Consider the following 23,453-nt stretch of genomic DNA (forward strand, 5'->3'; position numbering starts at 1 on the left):
CGGCCTCGCCGCGGTGATCGCCGCGCTGGAGCGGACCTGGCCGGAGAACCGGGCGGTGAACGTCGTCTTCCACGGCCACAGCGTTCCCGCGGGCTACTTCGCGACGCCCCTGATCGATCGGCGCGCCTCCTACCCGCACGTCGTCGCCGGCCTGCTGGCCGAGCGCCACCCGCACGCCGTCCTCAACGCGATCGTCACCGCCATCGGCGGGGAGCACTCGGAGTCGGGCGCGCTCCGGATGGGCGAGGTGCTCGGCCACCGCCCCGACGTCGTGGTCCTCGACTACGCGCTGAACGACCGGGCGATCGGGCTCGAGCGGGCCGGCCGCGCGTGGGAGTCGATGATCGACTCCGTGCTCGGGGCCGGCGCCGTCCCCGTGCTGGTCACGCCCTCGCCGGACCTGACCGCCGATCCGACCGATTCCGCCGACGAGCTCGTGCGGCACGCCGAGCAGATCCGCGGACTCGCCGAGCGGGACGGTGTGCTGCTCGCGGACCCGTTCCGCGTCTTCCTCGGTCTGCACGAGCCCGGCGAGCCCCTGGCCGGGCTGATGTCGCAGGTGAACCACCCGAACGGGCGGGGCCACGCGATCATCGCGGTGGAGATCCTCGCGCTGTTCGCCGAGACGGAGCCGGCGGGGGAGGGGGTCGGAGCGAGTGACGGGAATCGAACCCGCGCCATCTGCTTGGGAAGCAGAAGTTCTACCATTGAACTACACTCGCGCGGCGCCGCTCGGGCGCATCACGCCATGCTAGCAAGCCCCGCGCCCTAAGCTCGCCTCGTGCTGCTCTCCGATCGCGACATCAAGCTCGAACTCTCCTCCGGCCGCGTCGGGCTCTCGCCGCACGACCCGGCGATGATCCAGCCCTCGTCGGTGGACGTGCGGCTCGACCGCTTCTTCCGGCTGTTCGACAACCACCGCTACCCCTACATCGACCCGGCCGAGGACCAGCCCGAGCTGACGCGCCTGGTCGAGACCCCGGCGGGCGAGGCGTTCATCCTGCACCCCGGCGAGTTCGTGCTCGGCTCGACCTACGAGGAGGTCGCGCTCCCGGACGACATCGCCGCGCGGCTGGAGGGCAAGAGCTCGCTGGGGCGGCTGGGGCTGCTCACGCACTCGACGGCGGGCTTCATCGACCCGGGCTTCACCGGGCACGTCACGCTCGAGCTGAGCAACGTCGCGACGCTGCCGATCATGCTCTGGCCGGGGATGAAGATCGGCCAGATGTGCTTCTTCCGCCTGAGCTCGCCCGCCGAGCAGCCCTACGGCTCGGCGGCCTACCTCTCGCGCTACCAGGGCCAGCGCGGCCCCACCGCCTCCCGCTCGTCGCTGAATTTCCACCGCACCGACGTCTACGGCGACTGACCCCCTCCGCGAGATGCCACTTGTGCACGCGACACGCCGTGAAAGGCGTGCACAATTGGCATCTCGCGGGAGCGGAGCGGTCAGCCGAGCAGGCGGGGGAGCTGCAGCACGAGCCAGGGGGAGAAGGCCCAGGGGGTCGCTCGGACGGCGGCGAGCGTCGCCTCGGGGTCGACCCACTCGACGTCCATGACCTCGTCGGCGCGCGGGTTCAGCGCATCGCGGCTCGACACGGTCGCGGTGTAGACGGGGCAGATCTCGTTCTCGACGATCCCGGAGGCGTCGACCGCGCGGTAGCGGAAGTCCGGCAGCGCGACCTCGAGCGTCTCGAGGCGGGCACCGAGCTCGCGCTCCGCGCGGCGCACCACCGCGTCCTCGATCCGCTCGCCGGGGGCGGGGTGCCCGCAGAACGAGTTGGTCCACACGCCGGGCCACGTGCGCTTGCCGAGCGCGCGCCGGGTGACCAGCAGCGCGCCGTCGGGGGCGAAGACGTGGCAGGAGAACGCGAGGTGCAGGCGGGTCTGCGTGTCGTGCACGGTCGCCTTGTCCGCCACGCCGACGGCGGCCCCGGACTCGTCGAGGAGGACCACCTCCTCGAGGAGATCCAGCTGCTCGAGCTCGTCGGTGCGCACGGCGATTCCTTCCGAAGTCATGACCGTAAGTCAAGCACGACGACGGAACTCAGCCGGCTTATTGCTAGAGAAGCGAGTTTGTTAGCCTCGACCCCGTGGATACGCGCGACCCCGTGGTTCTCTCCCGAAGGCGGCAGGAGCACGTCGATGCTGTCCTCGACCGGTTCTTCTCGCTGGCGCGCTCGCGCGCGACCCGGCTCGGACCCCGCTACCTGACCCTCTGGCAGACCATCGAGGCGAACACCCGCGGCGGCAAGCGCTTCCGCCCGCTGATGGTGATCTCGGCCTACGAGGCGCACGGCGGCCAGGACCCGGAGGCGTCCGCCCACCTGGGCGCGGCCTTCGAACTGCTGCACACCGCGCTGATCGTGCACGACGACGTGATCGACCGCGACTTCGTCCGCCGCGGCGGCCCCAACGTCTCCGGCAGCTACCGCGACGAGGCGACGACCGCCGGCCTCTCGATCCCGATCGCCGAGCACCGCGGCACCTCCGTCGCCGTCATCGCGGGCGACCTCGCGCTCACCGGCGCGCACCGCCTGGTCGAGGGCGTCGGCGCCTCCGACGGCGTCCGCGCCCGCCTGCTCACCCTGCTCGACGAGGCCGTCTTCGCCTCTGCCGCGGGCGAGCTGGCCGACGTCGACTTCTCGCTGATGCCCGGCATGCCCTCCGTCGACGAGGTGCTCGAGATGGAGCGGATGAAGACGGCGGTCTACTCGTTCGAGGCGCCGCTGCAGGCCGGCGCGATCCTGGCCGGCGCCGACGACGCGGCGGTCGAGGCGCTCGGCGAGTTCGGCCGCGGCATCGGCATCGCCTACCAGATCGTCGACGACCTGCTCGGCGTCTTCGGCTCCGAGGGGCAGACCGGCAAGACCACGCTCGGCGATCTCCGCGAGGGCAAGCGCACGGTGCTGATCGCGCACGCGGCCGGCACCGACCGCTGGCCGGAGATCGAGGGGCTGATCGGCGACGAGCACCTCGACCCGGACACGGCGGAGCGGGTGCGCTGCATCCTCGAGGAGTGCGGCTCGCGCGGCTACGCGGAGGCGCTCGCGAGCGACTTCGCGAACCGGGCCTGGGACGCGCTGCACACCCCCGCGGTCACGGAGGCGTTCCGCACCGAGATGCGGCCCCTCGTCTCCAGCGTCCTCGGGCGCACCCGATGACCGCTCGCCACGCGCGGATCTCGGCCCCGATGCCGGTCGACACCCGCCTGCGCCGTACGGTGGCACGATGAGCCGGCAGAGCGAACTGTACGACCGCGTCGCCCACGAGGCGTCCGCGCAGGTGATCCGGCGCTACTCCACCTCCTTCGGCCTGGCGACCCGCCTGCTCGGCGCCGGCGTGCGCGAGCGCGTCGAGGACGTCTACGCGCTGGTGCGCGTGGCCGACGAGATCGTGGACGGGGTCGCCGAGGAGGCGCACCTCGATCGCGCCGCCGTCGAGGAGTCGCTCGACGCCTTCGAGGCCGAGACCGAGCGCGCGCTCGTCAGCGGCTACAGCGCGAACCTCGTGATCCACGCCTTCGCCCGGACCGCGCGGGCGACCGGCTTCGGCACCGAGCTCACCGCACCGTTCTTCGCCTCGATGCGCGCGGACCTCCGCGAGACGGTGCACACCCCCGAGTCGTTCGAGAGCTACGTCTACGGCTCGGCCGAGGTCGTCGGGCTGATGTGCCTGCACGTCTTCCTCGCCGCACCCGACGCGGGGCTCGTCTCGCCCGCCGCGCGCGAGCGCCTCGTCGCCGGCGCCCGTCGCCTGGGCTCCGCGTTCCAGAAGGTCAACTTCCTCCGCGACCTGGCCGCCGACGTCGACGGCCTCGGCCGCAGCTACTTCCCGGGCGTCGACCCGCGGGCGTTCTCGGAGACCGACAAGGCGGCCCTGCTCGCCGACCTCGACGACGACCTCGCCGCCGCCGGCGCGATCGTGCCGGAGCTGCCGCGCTCGAGCCGCCGCGCCGTGCTGCTCGCGCACTCCCTCTTCGCCGCCCTCGCCGACCGGATCCGCGTCACCCCGGCGGAGGAGCTCCTCCGAGCTCGAGTCAGCGTGCCGACCGCGACGAAGGCGGCGCTCGCCGCCCGGGCAGCGGTCTCGACCATCGGCCCGCGCCTGGGCACCGGCCCCGCCCGCGCCTCGCGCTCGGCGAGCGGCCCGCACCGCGCCGTCGTGATCGGCGGTGGCATCGGCGGCCTCGCCTCCGCCGGCCTGCTCGCCCGCGACGGCTGGGACGTCACGCTGCTCGAGCAGCGCGAGGTCGTCGGCGGCCGCGCCGGCTCCTGGGAGCGCGACGGCTTCCGCTTCGACACCGGCCCCTCCTGGTACCTGATGCCCGAGGTGTTCGACCACTTCTTCCGCCTGATGGGCACGAGCGCCGCCGAGCGCCTCGACCTCCAGCGCCTCGACCCGGGCTACCGGGTCTACAGCCAGGGCATCGAGGAGCCGATCGACGTGCTCGCCGATCTCGAGTCGAACCTCGCCCTGTTCGAGAGCATCGAGCCCGGCGCGGGGGCCCGGATGCGGGTCTACCTCGAGTCGGCCCGCGACACCTACGAGGTCGCCAAGCGCCGCTTCCTCTATACGAGCTTCGCGTCCTTCCTCCCGCTGCTGCGCCGCGACGTGCTCAGTCGCACCGGCCGGCTCGGCCGCCTCCTGCTCACCCCGCTCGACACCTTCGCGGCGACGGCGGTCACCGACAACCGGCTCCGGCAGATCCTCGGCTACCCGGCCGTCTTCCTCGGCTCCTCGCCGTTCGCGGCGCCGAGCATGTACCACCTGATGAGCCACCTCGACCTGGCCGACGGCGTGCTCTACCCGATGGGCGGCTTCACCCGCCTGATCGCGGCGGTCGCCGAGGTGGCGGAGGAGGCGGGCGTCACCGTCCGCACCTCCTCGCCCGCCACCCGCATCTTCACGACCCGCGCCCCGCGCGGCAGCCGGCGCGGTGCCGAGGTCGTCGGCGTCGAGTACGAGGGGCCGGAGGGGACGAGGCGGCTCCCGGCCGAGCTCGTCGTCAACGCCTCGGACCTCTTCACCACCGAGCAGTCGCTGCTGCCCGAGGAGCTGCGCAGCTACCCGCCCGAGTACTGGGAGAACCGCGAGCCCGGCCCGAGCGCCGTGCTGGTGCTGCTCGGCGTCCGCGGCGCGCTGCCGCAGCTCGAGCACCACACGCTGCTGTTCACGAGCGACTGGCGCGAGAACTTCGGCCGGATCTTCGGCGAGAACCCCTCCGTCCCCGATCCCGCGTCGATCTACGTCTGCCGCCCGAGCGCGACCGACCCCGGCGTCGCTCCCGAGGGACACGAGAACCTCTTCGTGCTCGTGCCGATCCCGGCCGACACCTCGATCGGCCACGGTGGCGTCGACGGCGCCGGCGACGCGCAGGTCGAGGCGATCGCGGACGCCGCGATCCGCCAGATCGCGACCTGGACCGGTGCCGAGGACCTCGCCGAGCGGATCGTGGTGCGCCGCACCATCGGCCCGGCCGACTTCGAGAGCGACCTCGGCGCCTGGCGCGGCTCGATGCTCGGACCGGCGCACATCCTCTCGCAGAGCGCGTTCTTCCGCTCCGGCAACGCCAGCGCGCACGTCGACGGGCTGCTCTTCGCGGGCAGCTCGACCATCCCGGGCATCGGCCTGCCGATGTGCGTGATCAGCGCCGAGGTGATGCTCAAGCGCGTGCGCGGCGACGTGTCGACCGAGCCGCTGCCGGTGCGCGAGGCGCCCTCGGCGCCGGTCGCTCCGAGCGTGGCTCCCGAGCCCGAGCCCGAGCCCGTGGCCGAGCCCGTGCCCGAGCCCGTGCCCGAGTCGGTCGCGGTCGCGGGGGAGTAGCGCGTGGGGGTTCTCTACCTGCTCGCGCTCGTCGTCTCGATCACCGGGATGGTCGTGCTCGACCGGCGCTTCGGCCTGTTCTTCTGGGCGGACGCCCGCCGTGCCGCGATCGTGCTCCCGGTCGGCGTCGCGTTCTTCCTGCTCTGGGACCTCGCCGGGATCGGCCTCGGCGTCTTCTTCCGCGGTGAGACGCCGTACATGACCGGGCTGCAGATCGCGCCGGAGCTGCCGATCGAGGAGGTCCTCTTCCTCACGCTGCTCTGCTACCTGTCGATGGACGTGCACGGGTTCCTCGCGAAGCGGGCGGAGGCGCGCGCGTGACCTACCTGCTCCTGAACGCGGTGTTCCTCGCGGCGGTCGCGGTGCTGCTCGTGGTCGCGCTCCGCCGCGGCCGGCTCCGGCTGCCCGCGCTGCTCGGCACCCTCGCCGTGCTGCTCGTGATGACCGCCGTCTTCGACAACATCATGATCGGCGTCGGGCTCCTCGTCGCCTACGACGACGACCTGATCTCCGGCATCCGGATCGGCGTCGCGCCGATCGAGGACTTCGCCTACGCGATCGCCGCCGCGCTCGCCCTGCCGGCGCTCTGGACCCTCCTGCCCGCCCGGCGCCGGAGCGCCCCGTGAAGCGGCTGCGCGCGCTGTTCGTCTCGAGCCGCCCGCTGAGCTGGGTCAACACCGCGTACCCGTTCGCCGCGGCCTACCTACTGACCACCCGCGAGATCGACCTCGCCTTCGTGCTCGGCACCCTCTACTTCCTGATCCCCTACAACCTGGCGATGTACGGGATCAACGACGTCTTCGACTACGAGTCCGATCTGCGGAACCCCCGGAAGGGCGGCGTCGAGGGCGCGGTCCTCGATCGCAGCGAGCACCGCGCGACGCTCGTCGCGGCCGTGGCGACGAACGTCCCGTTCCTGATCGCGCTCGTGCTGCTCGGCTCGCCGCTCTCCTGGCTGGTGCTGGCGATCAGCGTCTTCGCCGTCATCGCCTACAGCGCGCCCGGGCTGCGCTTCAAGGAGCGGCCGTTCGTCGACTCGCTCACCTCGGCGACGCACTTCGTCAGCCCCGCGGTCTACGGCCTCGCGCTCGCGGGCACGACGGCGACGCCGGGTCTGTGGGCCCTCCTGGTCGCGTTCTTCCTCTGGGGGATCGCCAGCCACGCCTTCGGTGCGGTGCAGGACATCCTCGCCGACCGGGCCGGCGGCATCGGCTCGATCGCCACGGTGATCGGCGCGAAGGCGACGGTGCGCTTCGCGATCGGCGCCTACGTCGCCAGCGGGCTGCTCCTGCTGCTGCTGCCCTGGCCGGGAACCCTCGCCGCGCTGCTGGCGATCCCCTACGCGCTGAGCGTCTGGCCGTACCGCTCGCTGACCGACGAGCAGGCCGAGCGGGCGAACGCGGGCTGGAAGCGCTTCCTCGCTCTGAACTTCCTCACCGGGTTCCTGGTGACGCTGCTGCTGATCCTGTTTTGGCTCGCGACCTGATAGGAGCTGCTGATCAGTCGCTCGTCCGGGCGGCGGCGGCCGGCGTCTTGACCGGCAGCAGCAGCGCGAGCCCCGCGGCCAGCACGACGACCAGCCCGAGGATGCCCCAGTACTGCACGTCGGCGTCGCCCGAGACGCCCGCGGCGATCGAGACGGCCGCGGCGAAGGCGGCCGGCGCGAGGAACGACGCCGCACGACCGGTCGTGGCGTAGAGACCGAAGATCTCGCCCTCGCGCCCCTCCGGGATCAGCCGGGAGAGGTAGCTGCGGCTCGCCGACTGCGCGGGGCCGACGAACAGGCACAGCAGCAGGCCGAAGACCCAGAACGCGGTCGCGCCGGCGTCGTGCAGGAGGAAGACGGCGCCGCCGCAGACGATCAGCCCGATCAGCGAGGCGACGATGACGGACTTGGGCCCGAGGCGGTCGTCGACGGCGCCGACGGCGATCGTCGCGACCCCGGCGACGATGTTCGCGGCGATCGCGAAGAGGATGACCTGGCCGGCGCTGAAGCCGAAGGTGCCCTGCGCGAGGACGCCGCCGAAGGTGAAGACGCCGGTCAGGCCGTCGCGGAAGACGGCGCTCGCGAGCAGGAAGGCGAGTGTCGTCGGGCTCTCGCGGCGGAGCGCCCCGATCTGGCGGAAGAGCGCGCGGTAGGACTCGAGGACGCTCACCCGCTCCCCGCCGCCGACCCGTCCCGGGAGCTCCGGCACCGCGAACAGCACCGGCAGTGCGAAGACGGCGAACCAGACACCGGCGAGGAGGATCGAGACGCGGACGTCGAGGCCGTCCTCGCCGGTGACGCCGAAGAGCCCGACCTCGGGGGAGATGAAGCCGAAGTAGAGGATCAGCAGGAGCGCGATGCCGCCGACGTAGCCCATGCCCCAGCCGAAGCCGGACACGCGACCGACGCTCGCCCGGGTGGAGACCTGGCTGAGCATCGCGTTGTAGTTGACGCTCGCGAACTCGAAGAAGACCGTGCCGACGGCGAGCAGGCCGAGCCCGAGCCAGAGGTAGGCCGGGTCGGGGCGGACGAGGAACATCAGCAGGATGCACGCGACGACGACCGCGGAGTGCAGGCCGAGCCAGCGGCGCCGGCTCCCGCCGAGGTCGGCGCGGCGACCGGTGACCGGGGCGATCACCGCGACGACGACACCGGCGCCCGCGAGGGTCCAGCCGAGCGCGGCCGAGACACCGCTCGGCGTGCCGAAGAGGCCGTCGGTGGTGAGGTAGACGGTGAAGACGAAGGTCGTGACGACGGCGTTGAAGGCGGCGCTGCCCCAGTCCCACAGCCCCCAGGCGAGGACGGGCCAGCGGCCGGTGCGGGGGCGGGGGGCGGTTCCGGCGGTCATGGACTCACCGTAGGGGGAGCCGGAGAACGGGAGGTAGCGTGACGTTTTCTGCAGCCTGAGAGTTGAGTCGAAGCGACTCAGGTTTTCAGCTCTCGACTTGACTCCCCGCGACCCATGCGTAAACTTGAGCGTGCGGGGCTCAACTCCCGCGAACGACTTTCCCGAAGAAGATCCACCAGTGAGGGGCGGCCCGACGGCCGCCCGCGAAGGAGAAACACGCATATGTCCCGTGCCGTAGGCATCGACCTGGGAACCACCAACTCGGTCGTGGCCGTCCTCGAAGGTGGCGAGCCCACCGTCATCGCCAACGCCGAGGGCTTCCGCACCACCCCGTCCGTCGTCGCGTTCACCAAGGACGGCGAGGTGCTCGTCGGCGAGACCGCGAAGCGCCAGGCCGTGACGAACGTCGACCGCACCCTCGCCTCCGTCAAGCGCCACATGGGCACCGACTGGACCTTCGCCGTCGAGGACAAGAAGTACACGCCGCAGGAGATCTCGGCGCGCATCCTCGGCAAGCTCAAGCGCGACGCCGAGCAGTACCTGGGCGAGAAGGTGACCGACGCGGTCATCACCGTCCCGGCCTACTTCAACGACGCCGAGCGCCAGGCCACGAAGGACGCCGGCGAGATCGCCGGCCTGAACGTGCTCCGCATCATCAACGAGCCGACCGCCGCGGCGCTCGCCTACGGCCTCGACAAGGGCAAGGAGGACGAGCTCATCCTCGTCTTCGACCTCGGTGGCGGAACCTTCGACGTCTCCCTCCTCGAGGTGGGCAAGGACGACGACTTCTCCACCATCCAGGTCCGCGCGACCTCGGGTGACAACCGCCTCGGCGGCGACGACTGGGACCAGCGCGTCGTCGACTACCTGGTCAAGCGCTTCAAGGACTCGACCGGCGTCGACGTCTCGAAGGACAAGATCGCGCGCCAGCGCCTCAAGGAGGCGGCGGAGCAGGCCAAGAAGGAGCTCTCCTCGAGCACCTCGACCAGCATCCAGCTGCCCTACCTCTCGCTCACCGAGAACGGCCCCGCGAACCTCGACGAGACGCTCACCCGCGCCAAGTTCGAGGAGCTCACGAACGACCTGATCGAGCGCACCCGCAAGCCGTTCACCGACGTCATCGCGGAGGCCGGTGTCAAGGTCGACGACATCGCGCACGTCGTCCTCGTCGGCGGCTCGACCCGCATGCCCGCCGTGGCCGAGCTCGTCAAGAAGCTCACCGGCGGCAAGGAGCCCAACAAGGGCGTCAACCCGGACGAGGTCGTCGCCGTCGGCGCCGCTCTGCAGGCCGGCGTCCTCAAGGGCGAGCGCAAGGACGTCCTGCTCATCGACGTCACCCCGCTCTCGCTCGGCATCGAGACCAAGGGAGGGATCATGACCAAGCTCATCGAGCGCAACACGGCCATCCCGACCAAGCGGTCCGAGACCTTCACCACGGCCGACGACAACCAGCCGTCCGTCGCGATCCAGGTCTTCCAGGGCGAGCGCGAGTTCACCCGCGACAACAAGAACCTGGGCACCTTCGAGCTGACCGGCATCGCGCCGGCGCCGCGCGGCATCCCGCAGGTCGAGGTCACCTTCGACATCGACGCCAACGGCATCGTGCACGTGTCCGCCAAGGACAAGGGCACCGGCAAGGAGCAGTCGATGACGATCACCGGCGGCTCGTCGCTGCCCAAGGACGACATCGACCGCATGGTGCGCGAGGCCGAGGAGCACGCTTCCGAGGACAAGGCCCGCCGTGAGGCCGCCGAGGTCCGCAACAACGCCGAGACCCTCGCCTACTCGATCGATAAGCTGATCAAGGAGAACGAGGACAAGCTGCCCGAGGACGTCAAGACCGAGGTCCAGGGCGACGTCGACGCGCTGAAGACCGCGCTCGCCGGCGACGACGACGCGGCCGTCAAGACCGCGTTCGACGCCCTCAACGCCTCGCAGACCAAGATCGGCCAGGCCATCTACTCGCAGGACCAGGCCGCGCAGAGCGCCCCGCAGGACGCGCCGGCCGAGGACGAGAAGAAGGACGACGAGGACATCGTCGACGCCGAGGTCATCGACGAGGACGAGCCGAAGGACACGAAGTAGCGATGGGGAAGCACAACCAGGAGCCGGACAACGGCGTGCCCGAGGACGAGCCGACCAGCGGAGCCGAGGCGGCCGAGTCCGCCCAGGACACCGAGGGCCTGATCGAGGCCGAGGGTCCCGACGTCGAGACGACGCTCTCCGACGCCGACCTCTCGTTCCTCTCCGGTCAGTCCGACGCCGAGACGCTCGCGGCCGAGCACCTCGCCGACCTCCAGCGGGTCACCGCGGAGTACGCGAACTACCGCAAGCGCACCGAGTCGAACCGCCAGGTCGACAAGGAGCGGGCGATCGGCGACGCGGTGAAGGTCATCCTCCCCGTGCTCGACGACATCGACCGCGCCGAGAAGCACGGCGACCTCGCCGAGGGCGGTCCGTTCACCGCCATCGCGCAGAAGCTGCGCGGCGGCATCGAGAAGCTCGGGCTGGTGAAGACGGGCGCCGTGGGCGACCTGTTCGACCCGAACATCCACGAGGCGATCTTCCAGCAGCCCACTCCCGGCGCCGAGACCTCCACGGTCGCGGACGTCGTCGAGTCGGGCTACTACCTCGGCGGCTCGCTGCTGCGCGCCGCCAAGGTGGTCGTCGCGGTCCCCGCCGACTGACCCGCCTCCCGCACCACTGCGGAGCCTCCGCTCCCGAGCAGGGGCCGTCCCGAGCACGGGCGGCCCCTGCCGGGTGGCGGGGGCCGCGCACCACGACGCAGGCCGCACGACGGCACGGGCCCCACGACGACCCGGGCCGCAGGACGGCACAGGCCGCACTACCGAGAAGAAAGAGGCGCATGGCCAGCCAGGATTGGTTCGACAAGGACTTCTACAAGATCCTCGGTGTCCCGAAGGACGTCTCCGCGGCGGACCTGAAGAAGACCTACCGCAAGCTCGCCCGGCAGTTCCACCCCGACTCCAACCCGGGGGACGCGAAGGCCGAGGCGCGCTTCAAGGAGATCAGCGAGGCGTACACCGTCCTCTCCGACGCCGAGCACCGCAAGGAGTACGACCAGATCCGCGCCATGGGCTCCGGCGCGCGCTTCACGGCCGGCGGCCAGCCCGGCGGCTTCGACGACGTCTTCGGCAACGTCTTCAACCAGGGTGGCGGCGGCCGCACCTCGTACAGCACCCAGCAGGGTCCGCCCGCCGGCTTCGAGGACATCCTCGGCGGCATGTTCGGCAACGCGGGCGGCGGCCGCTTCGGCCAGCCCAGCGGCGGATTCCGCGGCTTCGGCGGCCCGCAGAAGGGCGCCGACGTCACCGCCAGCACCACCATCGACTTCCGCACGGCCACCCAGGGCGACACCGTGCAGCTGCAGACCGGCGAGGGCCGCGCGCTCTCGGTCCGGATCCCGGCCGGGGTCGCCGACCAGCAGAAGATCCGCGTCCGCGGCAAGGGCCGCCCGAGCCCCGACGGCGGCGAGCCCGGGGATCTCGTGCTTACCGTCGCGGTGCGCAAGCATCCGGTCTTCGAGCGCGACGGCCTGAACCTGCGCGTCACCGTCCCCGTCACCTTCGTCGAGGCCGTCTTCGGCGCGACGATCGAGGTGCCGACCCTCGGCGGCGACCCGGTCAAGCTCCGCGTCGCGCCCGGCACCCCGAGCGGACGCGTGCTGCGGGTCAAGGGCCGCGGCGTCGCGACCGGCAAGGGCACGGGCGACCTGCTCGCCGAGATCCAGGTCGCGGTGCCCGACCACCTGTCCGGCGCGGCGCGCGACGCCCTCGAGGCCTACGCGGCCGCCGAGCCGTCGGACAACCCGCGGGACGACATCCTGGAGAAGGCCCGCTACTAGCGCGGTCCGGTAGGAGCGCTGCCCGGTCCCGTGCGGGCCGGCCGGAGAGGAGGAGACGTGGACGAGAGCACCCCGGTGTTCGCGATCGCGGTCGCCGCCGACCTCGCCGGCATGCATCCGCAGACCCTGCGGCAGTACGACCGGCTGGGCCTCGTGCGGCCGACCCGGACGGCCGGCAAGTCGCGGCGGTACTCGATGCGCGACGTCGTGCAGCTGCGCGAGGTCGCCCGGCTCTCCTCCGAGGGTGTCTCGCTCGAGGGCATCGCGCGCATCCTCCAGCTCGAGAACCAGGTGCTCTCGCTGTCGCAGCGGGTGCGCGAGCTGGAGTCCGCGCTGGCCGACGAGCTGCTCAACCGTCCCGGCCGGCGGGTCTTCGCCGCGGGCCTCGAGGGCGACGTCGTCACCCTCCGGCACGGCACGCGCGCGCAGCGGCGGACCGAGCTCGTGGTCTGGCGGCCGCTGCCGCGCGGCGGCGGCGAGGATGCCGACACCCCCTGAACAGGGCTAGCCTGACGGGGTGCTCGGAACGGACCGGGCCGCTGAGAGGGCACCATGACTCAGGACGACCGCGGCGACGACGCCGCGACGCCGGACGCCGAGACTTCCGACTACAGCCGCGAAGACTACGCGATCCACGCGACCCGGAGCGAGCTGCCGCTCTTCGCGGACGCGGTCGCCGATCGGCGCAACGACTCCGACTGGCTCTCCTCGCTCTCGGGTGTCCTCGGCGGCACCGAGAAGGACACCGCCGCGGCCGCCGCGCAGGCGGCGCTCGAGCGCCGCGCGCGCAGGACCGACGGGCCCTGACCACCCTCCTGGGGCCGGTGGGTCTCGATACGCCCCTGCGGGGCTACTCGACCAGCAGGTGAAGGCGAGGGCCGCCGGCTACTTGCGGGCCGGGATGCGCAGGGGTGCCGGGGCGCCGAGGCGGCCGCCGCTGAGGCGCTGCAGGATCTCGGAGCCGAAGGGCACAGCGCCGACGAGACGGCGCGCGTCGACGTGCTCCTCGTCGGAGTAGCTCACGAGCACGTAGACGCCGACGACGACGATCGCGGCGATGGTGGCGACGCGGACCGGGATCTGGTCGACCGCGCCGCCTCCGCCGTCGACCGGCTCGGCGAGCGTGACGCACATCAGGAAGACCGTCGCGTAGACCGCCAGGTGCCGGTGGGTGCTGCGCCAGGGCCGTGAGAGCGCGGCGATCGGCAGGATCCACAGCGCGTACCACGGGTGGATGGCGGTCGACGCGGTGACGAAGGCCAGCAGCGCGCCGGTCAGGCGGGCGAGCGGGTCGATCGCCCGTCGCGACAGCATCAGTGCGCCGGCGATCAGCCCGGCGGCGAGCAGGGCGAGCATCTTGACCACGGCGATCGCCGTCGCCGGGTCGTGGCCGGTCATCTGCACGGCCGTGGAGACCGCGACGACGACCGCGGACATCGGCGCGTACCAGTGCAGGATCGAGCCGGGCACGATCATCGCGCCGATCCAGCCCACGCCGACGCCCGCGGCGAGGCCGATCGCGACCACGACGGCGAGCGCGCCGGCGCCGCTCCAGGCCCAGGCGCGGATCCGCTCGCGCAGCGTCGCGTCGTGGCGGAGCCAGAGCAGCGCGAGCACCGGCAGTGCGATGACCGCCACCGGCTTGACCGCGATCGCCGCTCCCATCAGCAGCACCGCCGCCACCCGGCGGTCGGTGTGCCCGTAGTAGAGCGAGGCGAGGATCAGCGCGATCATCACCGAGTCGTTGTGCCCGGCGACGACGAAGAGGACGAGGGTGAGCGGGTTGGCGACGAGGCTCCAGGCGGTGAGCGGGACGGACAGCCCGCGCAGTTGGGCGAGCCGGAGCGCGTAGACGGCGCTGACGGCGACTCCGGCGACCGAGAGCGCGCGGAGCATCGCGATCGAGAGCTCGGGGAAGGTCCAGCCGGCGACGTGCACGGCGGTCTGCTCGGCGAGCAGGTAGAGCGGGCCGTAGGGCGTCGGGGTGTCGGCCCAGCGCGGATCGACGCCGAGGGCGAACCAGCCGGGGAGGGTGGCGACCCCGCTGGAGTACGGGTTCACGCCGGCCGTCATCAGCCGGCCCTGCGCGACGTAGGAGAACATGTCGCGGCTGAACAGCGGGACGGCGAGCAGCAGGGGAGCGGCCCAGGCCAGCGCGGCGACCAGGATCGCCCGGACCGAGCCGGGCCGGTCGTCCAGCGCGACCGCGCGCAGGCGCAGCCAGGCGACGAGCAGCAGGATCCCGCCGCCGACGACGGCGACGACGCCGAGCTCGGTGGCGCCGGCGGAGGCGCGCAGTGCCGCGATCAGCGGCCAGCTCCGGATCGGCGAGTCGAGCGGCAGGTAGCCGACCGCGAGGGAGCCCGCGAGGATCGCGAGCGAGCCGATCAGCCCGACCGCCAGGGGCGCCGCCGTCGACAGCAGCGGCGCGCGCAGGCGGATGCCCTGCGTCCGGACCTCGTCCGGTCGTCGTGTCGTCCCCCGAGTCACCATCCCGGCCACGCTAGGGGACTCGAATCGGAAAGCGGTGGACAGGCGGTGAACGGTTGACCAGCGGACTCTCAGGCGTTAGCGGTGTCCGGCGCGGCCTCGGCGAAGCGGATCTGGTTGCCGAACGGATCGATCAGATCGAGAGCGAAGCCGAACGGCGACCGGGTGATCCGCGGATTGAGGTACGGGTACTCCTTCGAGTCGAGCTCGGCGTGCAGCTCGCGCACGCCGCGGAGGGCCACGTGCACCGCCGCTCCGGGACTCCCGTCGCGGTGGTGCTCGCTGAGGTGCAGCCGCAGACCCGACCTCGAGACCTGGAGGTAGAGCGGTGCGTCGCGCGAGGCGCGGTGCTCCCAGTCGACCGTGAAGCCGAGGTAGTCGACGTAGAACTCGCCCGCCTTCGCGACGGAGAAGATCCTCAGGATCGGCACTGCCGCCTCCAGCCGGACCGCTTCCAGGCGCGGAACGTCGCCTCCGGTCGGATGGTCTCTGGCGCGTCGTCTCGTCTCCACGCCACGAGGCTAGCCGCCCGTGCGGCGGCCGCTCGCCAGCGGCGTCGGCCGACGCCGCTCCGCTCAGTCGATGAGGTCCAGGGCGCGCAGCCGCTCGAGCGTGTCGACCCCGGCGGGCGGGCAGCGGTGCGCGTCGGCCCCGGTGATCCAGTGCAGCGCGTCGATCTCGCCGCTCGCGCGCGGCTCGCCGGCGAGCTCCGCGGCGAAGACGGTCATGTGCACCTCCCGCCCCTCCGGCTCGCCGTGCGCCTGGGTGCGGACGGTGAAGAGCTCGCGCAGGGCCGTGGGCGCGGTGCCGAGCTCCTCCTCCGTCTCGCGCGCCGCCGCCTCGGCGCTCGTCTCGCCCGGGTCGACCTTGCCGCCCGGGAGGTAGACGACGTCGCGTCCGCGGGCCGTCACCATCAGCACGCGGCGCTCGCGCAGGACGGCGACCGCGGAGACGACGAGGGGAGGGAGGCTGCTCATCCCGCCATCATGCCCGCGGACGGACCCCGCCGCGGTCGGCCGCCGGGCCCGCGGCTACCATGGACGCACACCAGAAGGACGCGCGCAGCCGGCGCGCGCCAGGGCCCCGTGCGCCCGAACAGCTAGGAGCTCCCCGTGGCAGAACCCACCACCCTCGACAAGGTCGTCACCCTCGCCCAGCACCGGGGGTTCGTCTTCCCCTCCGGCGAGATCTACGGGGGCACCCGCTCCGCCTGGGACTACGGCCCCCTCGGCGTCGAGCTCAAGGAGAACATCAAGCGCCAGTGGTGGAAGGCGTTCGTGCAGGGCCGCGGCGACGTCGTCGGCCTCGACTCGGCCGTGATCCTGCCGACCGCGATCTGGAGCGCCTCCGGTCACGTCGGGGTCTTCTCCGACCCGCTGACCGAGTCGCTGATCACCCACAAGCGCTACCGCGCGGACCACCTCTTCGAGAAGTACGAGGAGGTCAACGGGCACGCCCCCGAGAACGGCCTCGCCGACATCCCGGACCCGGAGCACCCCGACAAGATCGGCCAGTGGACCGAGATCAAGCAGTTCTCCGGGTTGATGAAGACCTACCTCGGCGTCGTCGACGACGAGTCGGGGCTGCACTACCTCCGCCCCGAGACCGCGCAGGGCATCTTCACCAACTTCGCCAACGTGCTGCAGAGCGCGCGCAAGAAGCCGCCGTTCGGCATCGGCCAGATCGGCAAGGCGTTCCGCAACGAGATCACCCCCGGCAACTTCATCTTCCGCACCCGCGAGTTCGAGCAGATGGAGCTCGAGTTCTTCGTCGAGCCCGGCACGGACGAGGAGTGGCAGGAGACCTGGATGCAGCTGGCCTGGGACTGGTTCGTCGACCTCGGGATCTCGCCGGAGAACATCCGCCAGTTCGAGCACCCGAAGGACAAGCTCTCCCACTACTCCAAGCGCACCGTCGACATCGAGTACCGCTTCAGCTTCGCGTCGGGCGAGTGGGGCGAGCTGATGGGGGTCGCGAACCGCACCGACTTCGACCTCAAGACGCACATGGAGCACTCCGGCAAGGACCTCTCCTTCTTCGACCAGACGAAGAACGAGCGCTTCGTGCCGTTCGTGATCGAGCCGTCCTTCGGCCTGACCCGCGCGCTGATGGCGTTCCTCGTCGACGCCTACGAGGAGCAGGAGCTGCCGCCGAACGCGAAGGGCAAGGTCGAGACGCGCACCGTGCTGCACCTCGACCCGCGTCTCGCGCCGGTGAAGGTCGCCGTGCTGCCGCTCTCGCGCAACGAGGCGCTCTCGCCGCTCGCCCGCGAGGTCGCCGACCGGCTCCGCGCGCTCTGGAACGTCGACTTCGACGACTCCGGCGCGATCGGCCGACGCTACCGCCGCCAGGACGAGATCGGCACGCCCTACTGCGTGACCATCGACTTCGACTCGCTCGAGGACAACGCGGTGACCGTGCGCGACCGCGACACCATGAAGCAGGAGCGCATCCCGCTCGACCAGCTGGAGACCCACCTCTTCACGGGCCTGCGCGGCGCCTGACCCTTCTCGCGAGATGCCACTTGTGCACGCCTTCCACGGCGTGTCGCGTGCACAAGTGGCATCTCGCGGAGGGCGTCAGCGCTCGCGGGCGAGGAGGGCGTAGACGAGGGTCGAGGTCCACTCGCCCTTGCAGAACTCGTCGTCGAGGTGGTGCGCCTCGAGGCGCAGGCCGAGTCGCTCGCAGAGGCGGGCGGAGGCGGTGTTGCGCGCGTCGAGCTGTGCGACGATCCGGTGGGCGCCGAGCCGGTCGAACGACAGCTCGATCAGGGCGCGGGCGGCCTCCGTCGCGAAGCCCTGCCCCTGCGCCTCCGGGTGCAGGACCCAGCCGATCTCGACGCCGGCCTGCTCCGTCGAGGTCGCGATCAGCGTGAGATCCCCGACGACCCGGCCGGCGAGCGGCCCGGAGCGCGGCACGATCGCGAGCACGACGACGTCGCCGTCGGCCGCGAGCCGGTCCGACGGCAGCCGGACGGCCAGGTGCGCGCGCGACTCCTCGGGGGTCCGCACCGGCCAGCGCAGATAGCGGACGGCCTCCGGGTCGCCCTGGTAGCGGGCGTGGTCCTCGGCGTCGTCGAGCGAGAGCGGACGCAGCAGCAGCCGCTCCGTCTCGATCGGCTCCGCCTCGTACGGGAGCCGGAGCGGCGTCACGCCGAGGCCGCGGACGCGCCGCCGGCCTCGAGCGGGCGGGCGGCGGTGCGCTCGGCCGGCACCTCGATGCCGAACAGCGCCTCGAGGCCGGTGAGGTACGCCTCCTGCTCGCCGGCGCGGGCATAGTCCCGGGCGCGGACGCTCGGGGTGTGCAGCAGCACGCCGGCCAGGTGCCGCAGCGCCTGCTCGGTGCGGCCGTCCTCGTCGCCGCGGGAGCGGGCGCGCTCGATCTCGGCGTCGAGCGCGTCGAAGACGTGGGCGCGGAGGGCGACCACGGCGGGGGTGAGGCTCTTCTCGTCGGCGACGTCGGAGAACTTGCGGACGGCCTTGTCGACCAGGGCGCGCGCCTGGGTCGACGCGTCGAGCACGTCGAGCGGGGCGTGCAGGCTGATCGTCTCGAGGTCGAGCAGCTCGACGCCGGTCACGGTGGTGACGTCGGCGGCGACGTTGCGGGGGAGGCCGAGGTCGATGATCAGCTGGCGCTCGCGGGAGAAGCCGCGCAGGCGTCCCTCCGCGAGGATCGCCGCGTCGAGGACGGGCTCCTGAGTGGTGGTGCAGGTGATGACGACGTCGGCGGCGACGGCCTCGGTCGCCAGCTCGGCGCCGTCGATCGGGCGCAGCGCGCGGCGGGTCGCGAAGCCCTCGGCGCGGCCGGAGGGGGAGTGGACGGCGATCTCGAGCACGCCGCGGTCCCGCAGCGCGGCGACGGTCGCGCGGGCGTAGCTGCCGGTGCCGATCAGCAGCACCCGGGCGGCGCGCCAGTCGGTGATGCGGCTGGAGGCGAGGTCGAGGGCGAGGCGCACGATCGAGCGGCCGGCGCTGCCGAGGCCGGTGCGGTTCTTGATCCCGCGCGAGGTCTGCGAGGCGCGCTGGAAGAGGCGCTCGAGCTCGGAGGAGGTGGTGCCGAGGCGGCGGGCCTCCTCGAGCGAGCGACGGACCTGGCCGGCGATCTCGCCCTCGCCGACGACGACGGACTCGAGCCCGCTGGAGACGGCGAAGAGGTGCTCGGCGACGCGGTCGCCCGAGACGACGGTGACCGAGCTGCGCAGCTCCTCCTGCTCGACGCCGGTCGCGGCGCTCACCGCGGCGGTGGCGGCCTCGACGGTCACGGCCTGCGCGGCGGTGAGCGGCTCGTCGATGTCGAGGTAGGCCTCGAAGCGGTTGCAGGTGGCGACGACCACGGCACCCGAGACGAAGTCGATGCCGTCCGAGAGCGCCGACGCGACGGCGGAGGAGTCGACGGAGAGCTTCTCGAGGAGATCGAAGCTGGCGTTCTTGTGCGACGCCGTCAGACACAGAAGCACCAGGGCAGTCTACCCGGGGCGTCCGGGGGTCGGCCGCGGTCCTGGGGAAGACTGCACGAATGCTCCCGGATCAGCGGGGCCTGGAATAATGCCGCGGTGACCTCCCCCATCGCCGGCCTGCTCGATCCGCTGCACCCGCTCGCCTCCGGGCGCACGGCCGACTCCTCCCTCCTGCGGGCCTACCGCTCCGATCGACCGGAGTCGACGCCCGTCTGGTTCATGCGCCAGGCCGGTCGCAGCCTGCCCGAGTACCGGGCGCTGCGCACCGACACCCAGATGCTCGACGCCTGCCTCGACCCGGCGCTCGCGAGCGAGATCACCCTGCAGCCGATCCGCCGTCACGGCGTGGACGCGGCGATCTTCTTCAGCGACATCGTCATCCCGCTGCGCCTCGCGGGCGTGGCGGTCGACATCGTCCCCGGGCGCGGACCCGTTCTCGAGAAGGCGGTGCGCACCGCCGCGGACGTCGACGAGCTGGTCGCGCTCGATCCGGCCCTGCTCGACGAGACGCTCGAGCCGATCCGCGAGGGCGTCCGCCGCACGGTCGAGGGTCTGCGGGAGATCGGCGAGGGCGGGACGCCGCTGATCGGCTTCGCCGGCGCCCCCTTCACCCTCGCGGCCTACCTCGTGGAGGGCGGGCCGTCCAAGGACCACATCCGCGCCCGCACCCTGATGCACGCCGACCCGGAGGCCTGGGCCCGGCTGATGGAGTGGACCGCCGAGGTCACCGGCCGCTTCCTCCGCGCGCAGGTGCTGGCCGGGGCGAGCGCCGCGCAGCTCTTCGACTCCTGGGCCGGCGCGCTGTCCCTCGCCGACTACACGGCGCACGTGGCTCCCGCCTCCTCGCGGGCGCTGACCCACGTGCGCGACCTCGCCTACGACCACGGCGAGTTCCGCCGAAACGTGCCGATCGTGCACTTCGGTGTCGGCACCGGCGAGCTGCTCGGCGCGATGCACGGGATCGGCGCGGACGTCGTCGGCGTCGACTACCGGATCCCGCTCGACGAGGCGAACCACCGGCTCGGCGGCTTCGTCCCGGTGCAGGGCAACGTCGACCCGGCGCTGCTCTCCGCCCCGTGGGAGGTGCTGGCCGGGCACGTCGACGACGTCCTCCGCCGCGGCACCAGCGCGCCCGCGCACGTGCTCAACCTCGGCCACGGCGTGCCGCCCGAGACCGACCCCGACGTGCTGACGCGCCTGGTCGCGCACGTGCACGCCTGGCGGCCATGACGGAGGGGAACAGCACCGAGGGGCACGGCACCGGGGCCGGCGCCGACTACGACGTCGCGGTCGTCGGCGGGGGAGTGGCGGGGCTCGCCGCCGCCGCCGAGTGCCTGCGGATCGGCCTGCGCGTGGTGGTGCTCGAGGCGGGCGACGCGGTCGGCGGCTCGGTCGCCCCGCTCGAGATCGCCGGAGCCGTCCTCGACGCCGGCGCCGAGAGCTTCGCCACCCGCGGCGGTCACGTCGAGAAGGCGCTCGCCGCGCTCACCCTCGACGGCCGGCCGCTCGCCGAGTCGATCGTCGAGCCGCGGACCGGCGGATCCTGGCTGCACCTCGCGGGCGGGCGCTCCGTCCCCTCCCCGCGCGCCGGGATCCTCGGCATCCCCGGCACCCCGCTCGCACCCGACGTCGTCCGCGCGATCGGCCGCCGCGGCGCCGCGCGCGCCTGGCTCGACGCCGTGATGCCGGTGCTGCGGATCGGCCGGGCCCACTCCCTCGCCGAGCTGGTGCGCACCCGGATGGGGCAGCGGGTCCTGGACGATCTCGTGGCGCCCGTCGTCTCCGGCGTCTACTCCAGCCGCCCCGAGGACATCGACGTCGACGCGGCGGCCCCCGGGCTGAACGGGGCGATCACCCGGGCGGGCTCGCTCGCCGGCGCGGTCGCCGCCCTGCGCGCGAACCTCCCGGCCGGCGTGGCCGTCCGCGGGATCGACGGCGGGATGCACCGGCTGGTCGCCGCGCTCGTCGAGCGGATCGACTACCTCTCCGGCGAGATCCGGGTGCGGACCGGCGTGACCCGGCTCGAGGGCGACGGCGAGCCGTTCCTGCTCACCCTCGGCGACGGCGCGGTGCTCAGCGCCCGCGCCGTCATCGTCTCGACGCCGGAGCGCGACGCGCGCGAGCTGCTCGCCGGGATCGTCCCCGCCGTGCGCGACGAGGCGGCCGAGGTGCTGCACGACTCCGTCGAGCTGGTCACCCTCGTCGTGGACGACGCCCGCCTGGACGCCGCCCCGCGCGGCTCCGGCGTGCTCGTCGCGCCGACCGCCCGGGACGTCACGGCGAAGGCGATCACCCATGCCACCGCGAAGTGGGCCTGGCTGGCGGCCGGCCTGCCCGCGGGACGGCACGTCCTCCGCCTCTCCTACGGGCGCCCGGGCGAGCATCCGCCGCTGGAGGGCGCGAGCGACGCCGAGGCGGCCGCGACCGCCCTGCGCGACGCGTCGATCCTGCTGGGGATCGAGCTCGACCCGGCGACCCTCGTCGACTCGGCCCGGGTGCGCTGGGCGAACGTCCGCCCGGCCGCGGCGCTCGGCCGCCGCGCGCACTTGGAGGCCTTCCGCGCGGCGCTCGCCCCGGTCGCCGGGATCGCCGTCACCGGCACCTGGCTCGCGGGGACCGGGCTGGCCTCGGTGCTCCCGCACGCCGCCGAGACCGCCGCTCTTATCCGCCGCCGACTGGTGCGTCAAGGCGTCGGCATACCGCGCGAAGAATATGACGGCGACGGCTACTCTGGATCGGAGGCTCCCGCATGACTGCGGCGTGCCCCGACACGAGTGGTCATCGACCGCGTGAACGAGCCGCGAGAGCGGCCCAGGACGAGGAGTAGGCGTGAAGGGCAAGATTCTTTTCGTGGCAGGAGCCGCAGCCGGCTACGTGCTGGGAGCGCGTGCCGGTCGGAAGCGGTACGAGCAGATCGCCTCGGCGGCGAACAAGTTCTGGCAGACGCAGCCCGTGCAGGACGTCGCGGGCGCCGTCGGCGGAGCGGCGAAGACGCAGCTCAGCACCGTCTCGGACAAGGCCTACGAGCTCGTCCGCACCGTCGTGGTGAAGGCGGTGTCCGGCGGCAAGAAGGCCCAGGGCGCCTCCTCGGCCGAGGCGACCGCCGCGGCCCGCTCGGCCGCGTCGAAGGTCGACGAGGCCGCCGCCGCGGCCGGCTCCGGAGGATCGACGTCGTCGTCCTCCACCAGCAAGGCGTAGTCCTCATCCCTCCGGGCCGTCCGTTCGGCCGAGGCCCGGCACGACCACCCTCCGAGGAGCCCCCGTGGTGAACGAACGCAATCCGAAGAACGCCCGATCGCTGGGCGAGCTGGTCAGCGACCTCCCCGGTCTCGTGATCGAGCTCGTCAAGGCCGAGATCGCGTCCCTCAAGAACGAGCTGTCCGGCAAGGCGAAGAGCGCCGGGCTCGCGGTCGCGCTGTTCGCGGTCGCAGCCTTCTTCCTCCTCACCGCGTGGGCGACCCTCGTCACCTTCGCGATCATCGGCATCGCCTCCTGGCTCCCCGCCTGGCTGTCGGCGCTGATCGTGACCGTGTTCTTCCTGCTCGTGGCGGTCGTGCTGATCCTGGTCGGCGTCAAGTCGATCAAGAAGGCCGTCCCGCCCGTTCCGCAGGACTCGATCGAGAGCATCAAGAAGGACGTCCAGGCGTTCAAGGGAGTCGGCAGCTATGACAACTGATCGCGCTGTATCCAGCACCACGCCCCGCTTCGTCGACCCGGCGGAGCTCCAGCCGAGCCAGCTGAAGGCGGACATCGAGCGCGCGCGCACCGAGCTCGCCGCGACGCTCGACGCCATCGAGTACAAGGTGAACGTCCCGCGCAAGGTGCGGAACGTCCAGCGGACGCTCGAGCGCAAGGTCTCCGTCGTGCGCAAGCACCACCCCGAGGCGCTGATCGCCGGGGCCGCCGGTGCTGCCGCCGCGGTCGGCCTCGTCGTCTGGGGCATCGTCCGCGCCGTCGTCGAGGACTGACCCCACCCGCCTCACAT

General features: G+C 72.5%; 24 protein-coding genes, 1 tRNA gene and 1 pseudogene. 18 read left to right on the forward strand and 8 right to left on the reverse strand.

Annotated features, from left to right (window positions below; all coding sequences use genetic code 11):
* Positions 1-55: 55 nt before the first annotated feature.
* Positions 56-580: pseudogene (locus tag MT355_RS21760) on the forward strand (SGNH/GDSL hydrolase family protein); the annotation flags it as partial.
* Between the two features lie 71 nt (positions 581-651).
* On the opposite strand, the gene MT355_RS16700 reads toward MT355_RS21760, so the two are convergent.
* Positions 652-722, reverse strand: a tRNA-Gly gene (locus tag MT355_RS16700).
* Positions 723-781: 59 nt separating this feature from the next.
* On the opposite strand from MT355_RS16700, the gene dcd reads away from it, so the two are divergent.
* Complete coding sequence (gene dcd, locus MT355_RS16705) at positions 782-1,366, forward strand: dCTP deaminase (RefSeq protein ID WP_123444853.1); 585 nt, start codon at positions 782-784, stop codon at positions 1,364-1,366.
* An 80-nt stretch (positions 1,367-1,446) separates the two neighbouring features.
* Here dcd and idi read toward each other — a convergent pair whose 3' ends face one another.
* Positions 1,447-2,016, reverse strand: coding sequence for an isopentenyl-diphosphate Delta-isomerase (gene idi, locus MT355_RS16710; RefSeq protein WP_243600430.1), 570 nt, complete (start codon positions 2,014-2,016; stop codon positions 1,447-1,449).
* Positions 2,017-2,090: 74 nt separating this feature from the next.
* Here idi and MT355_RS16715 point away from each other — a divergent pair, with 74 nt between their 5' ends.
* The 5 genes from MT355_RS16715 to MT355_RS16740 all read left to right on the forward strand — a co-directional run bounded on the left by MT355_RS16715 (position 2,091) and on the right by MT355_RS16740 (position 7,309).
* A complete protein-coding gene (locus MT355_RS16715; RefSeq protein WP_243581010.1) occupies positions 2,091-3,161 on the forward strand; it encodes a polyprenyl synthetase family protein in 1,071 nt (356 codons plus the stop codon).
* A 67-nt stretch (positions 3,162-3,228) separates the two neighbouring features.
* Complete coding sequence (crtI, locus tag MT355_RS16725; RefSeq protein WP_308197420.1) at positions 3,229-5,823, forward strand: phytoene desaturase family protein; 2,595 nt, start codon at positions 3,229-3,231, stop codon at positions 5,821-5,823.
* A gap of 3 nt (positions 5,824-5,826) precedes the next feature.
* The gene (locus MT355_RS16730) at positions 5,827-6,144 is read left to right on the forward strand and encodes a lycopene cyclase domain-containing protein (RefSeq protein ID WP_243600431.1); all 318 of its coding nucleotides are present in this window, start codon (positions 5,827-5,829) and stop codon (positions 6,142-6,144) included.
* On the forward strand, positions 6,141-6,449 hold the full coding sequence (locus MT355_RS16735) for a lycopene cyclase domain-containing protein (RefSeq protein ID WP_127888373.1): 309 nt from the start codon (positions 6,141-6,143) through the stop codon (positions 6,447-6,449). Before MT355_RS16730 ends, MT355_RS16735 begins: the two co-directional genes overlap by 4 nt.
* Entirely contained in the window at positions 6,446-7,309 is an 864-nt protein-coding gene (locus MT355_RS16740) for a prenyltransferase (protein WP_243600432.1), read from the forward strand. Before MT355_RS16735 ends, MT355_RS16740 begins: the two co-directional genes overlap by 4 nt.
* A 13-nt stretch (positions 7,310-7,322) precedes the next feature.
* On the opposite strand, the gene MT355_RS16745 is transcribed toward MT355_RS16740, so the two are convergent.
* Complete coding sequence (locus MT355_RS16745) at positions 7,323-8,657, reverse strand: MFS transporter (RefSeq protein WP_243600433.1); 1,335 nt, start codon at positions 8,655-8,657, stop codon at positions 7,323-7,325.
* Between the two features lie 222 nt (positions 8,658-8,879).
* On the opposite strand from MT355_RS16745, the gene dnaK reads away from it, so the two are divergent.
* From dnaK to MT355_RS16770, 5 genes are all read left to right on the forward strand, one after another.
* On the forward strand, positions 8,880-10,742 hold the full coding sequence (gene dnaK, locus MT355_RS16750) for a molecular chaperone DnaK (RefSeq protein ID WP_123444861.1): 1,863 nt from the start codon (positions 8,880-8,882) through the stop codon (positions 10,740-10,742).
* Positions 10,743-10,744: 2 nt separating this feature from the next.
* On the forward strand, positions 10,745-11,344 hold the full coding sequence (locus MT355_RS16755; protein WP_123444862.1) for a nucleotide exchange factor GrpE: 600 nt from the start codon (positions 10,745-10,747) through the stop codon (positions 11,342-11,344).
* Positions 11,345-11,523: 179 nt separating this feature from the next.
* Positions 11,524-12,522, forward strand: coding sequence for a DnaJ C-terminal domain-containing protein (locus MT355_RS16760; RefSeq protein WP_243600434.1), 999 nt, complete (start codon positions 11,524-11,526; stop codon positions 12,520-12,522).
* 57 nt (positions 12,523-12,579) lie between these two features.
* Positions 12,580-13,020, forward strand: a complete 441-nt coding sequence (locus tag MT355_RS16765; protein WP_123701775.1) for a heat shock protein transcriptional repressor HspR — start codon at positions 12,580-12,582, stop codon at positions 13,018-13,020.
* A gap of 54 nt (positions 13,021-13,074) precedes the next feature.
* Complete coding sequence (locus MT355_RS16770; RefSeq protein ID WP_243600435.1) at positions 13,075-13,329, forward strand: hypothetical protein; 255 nt, start codon at positions 13,075-13,077, stop codon at positions 13,327-13,329.
* 78 nt (positions 13,330-13,407) lie between these two features.
* On the opposite strand, the gene mptB is transcribed toward MT355_RS16770, so the two are convergent.
* The 3 genes from mptB to MT355_RS16785 all read right to left on the reverse strand — a co-directional run bounded on the left by mptB (position 13,408) and on the right by MT355_RS16785 (position 15,989).
* Positions 13,408-15,015 (reverse strand): polyprenol phosphomannose-dependent alpha 1,6 mannosyltransferase MptB, encoded by a 1,608-nt coding sequence (gene mptB, locus MT355_RS16775; RefSeq protein ID WP_243600436.1) that lies wholly within the window; start codon positions 15,013-15,015, stop codon positions 13,408-13,410.
* A 68-nt stretch (positions 15,016-15,083) separates the two neighbouring features.
* Positions 15,084-15,524, reverse strand: coding sequence for a glyoxalase superfamily protein (locus MT355_RS16780; RefSeq protein ID WP_308197423.1), 441 nt, complete (start codon positions 15,522-15,524; stop codon positions 15,084-15,086).
* Between the two features lie 63 nt (positions 15,525-15,587).
* On the reverse strand, positions 15,588-15,989 hold the full coding sequence (locus MT355_RS16785) for an NUDIX domain-containing protein (protein WP_243600438.1): 402 nt from the start codon (positions 15,987-15,989) through the stop codon (positions 15,588-15,590).
* Between the two features lie 135 nt (positions 15,990-16,124).
* Between MT355_RS16785 and MT355_RS16790 the strand changes: the two genes are divergently transcribed.
* Entirely contained in the window at positions 16,125-17,516 is a 1,392-nt protein-coding gene (locus MT355_RS16790; protein WP_123444868.1) for a glycine--tRNA ligase, read from the forward strand.
* A 75-nt stretch (positions 17,517-17,591) separates the two neighbouring features.
* Here the strand turns inward: MT355_RS16790 and MT355_RS16795 are convergent, their stop codons facing one another.
* Together MT355_RS16795 and MT355_RS16800 are read right to left on the reverse strand one after the other, a co-directional pair.
* Complete coding sequence (locus MT355_RS16795) at positions 17,592-18,164, reverse strand: GNAT family N-acetyltransferase (RefSeq protein ID WP_243600439.1); 573 nt, start codon at positions 18,162-18,164, stop codon at positions 17,592-17,594.
* On the reverse strand, positions 18,161-19,468 hold the full coding sequence (locus tag MT355_RS16800) for a glutamyl-tRNA reductase (RefSeq protein ID WP_243600440.1): 1,308 nt from the start codon (positions 19,466-19,468) through the stop codon (positions 18,161-18,163). Before MT355_RS16800 ends, MT355_RS16795 begins: the two co-directional genes overlap by 4 nt.
* Before the next feature lie 96 nt (positions 19,469-19,564).
* Between MT355_RS16800 and hemE the strand changes: the two genes are divergently transcribed.
* The 5 genes from hemE (at position 19,565) to MT355_RS16825 (ending at position 23,436) form a co-directional block, all read left to right on the forward strand.
* Positions 19,565-20,698, forward strand: a complete 1,134-nt coding sequence (gene hemE, locus MT355_RS16805; protein WP_243600441.1) for a uroporphyrinogen decarboxylase — start codon at positions 19,565-19,567, stop codon at positions 20,696-20,698.
* Positions 20,695-22,221, forward strand: coding sequence for an NAD(P)/FAD-dependent oxidoreductase (locus tag MT355_RS16810; RefSeq protein WP_243600442.1), 1,527 nt, complete (start codon positions 20,695-20,697; stop codon positions 22,219-22,221). Before hemE ends, MT355_RS16810 begins: the two co-directional genes overlap by 4 nt.
* Before the next feature lie 76 nt (positions 22,222-22,297).
* Positions 22,298-22,666: a YtxH domain-containing protein gene (locus tag MT355_RS16815; protein ID WP_243600443.1), complete on the forward strand. Its 369-nt coding sequence runs from the start codon at positions 22,298-22,300 to the stop codon at positions 22,664-22,666.
* Between the two features lie 64 nt (positions 22,667-22,730).
* Positions 22,731-23,144 (forward strand): phage holin family protein, encoded by a 414-nt coding sequence (locus tag MT355_RS16820; protein WP_123733381.1) that lies wholly within the window; start codon positions 22,731-22,733, stop codon positions 23,142-23,144.
* Positions 23,134-23,436, forward strand: coding sequence for a DUF3618 domain-containing protein (locus tag MT355_RS16825; protein WP_123444872.1), 303 nt, complete (start codon positions 23,134-23,136; stop codon positions 23,434-23,436). The genes MT355_RS16820 and MT355_RS16825 overlap by 11 nt, the downstream gene beginning before the upstream one ends.
* Positions 23,437-23,453 lie beyond the last annotated feature (17 nt).

Source organism: Rathayibacter sp. VKM Ac-2929, assembly GCF_022815495.1.
GTDB lineage: Bacteria > Actinomycetota > Actinomycetes > Actinomycetales > Microbacteriaceae > Rathayibacter > Rathayibacter festucae.

Excerpts from the sequence above, each read along its gene's own strand:
- idi (WP_243600430.1), bottom strand. The coding sequence starts at position 2,016 with ATGACTTCGGAAGGAATCGCCGTGCGCACCGACGAGCTCGAGCAGCTG.
- crtI (WP_308197420.1), top strand. The coding sequence starts at position 3,229 with ATGAGCCGGCAGAGCGAACTGTACGACCGCGTCGCCCACGAGGCGTCC.
- MT355_RS16745 (WP_243600433.1), bottom strand. The coding sequence starts at position 8,657 with ATGACCGCCGGAACCGCCCCCCGCCCCCGCACCGGCCGCTGGCCCGTC.
- dnaK (WP_123444861.1), top strand. The coding sequence starts at position 8,880 with ATGTCCCGTGCCGTAGGCATCGACCTGGGAACCACCAACTCGGTCGTG.
- MT355_RS16755 (WP_123444862.1), top strand. The coding sequence starts at position 10,745 with ATGGGGAAGCACAACCAGGAGCCGGACAACGGCGTGCCCGAGGACGAG.
- MT355_RS16760 (WP_243600434.1), top strand. The coding sequence starts at position 11,524 with ATGGCCAGCCAGGATTGGTTCGACAAGGACTTCTACAAGATCCTCGGT.
- MT355_RS16770 (WP_243600435.1), top strand. The coding sequence starts at position 13,075 with ATGACTCAGGACGACCGCGGCGACGACGCCGCGACGCCGGACGCCGAG.
- mptB (WP_243600436.1), bottom strand. The coding sequence starts at position 15,015 with ATGGTGACTCGGGGGACGACACGACGACCGGACGAGGTCCGGACGCAG.
- MT355_RS16785 (WP_243600438.1), bottom strand. The coding sequence starts at position 15,989 with ATGAGCAGCCTCCCTCCCCTCGTCGTCTCCGCGGTCGCCGTCCTGCGC.
- MT355_RS16810 (WP_243600442.1), top strand. The coding sequence starts at position 20,695 with ATGACGGAGGGGAACAGCACCGAGGGGCACGGCACCGGGGCCGGCGCC.
- MT355_RS16825 (WP_123444872.1), top strand. The coding sequence starts at position 23,134 with ATGACAACTGATCGCGCTGTATCCAGCACCACGCCCCGCTTCGTCGAC.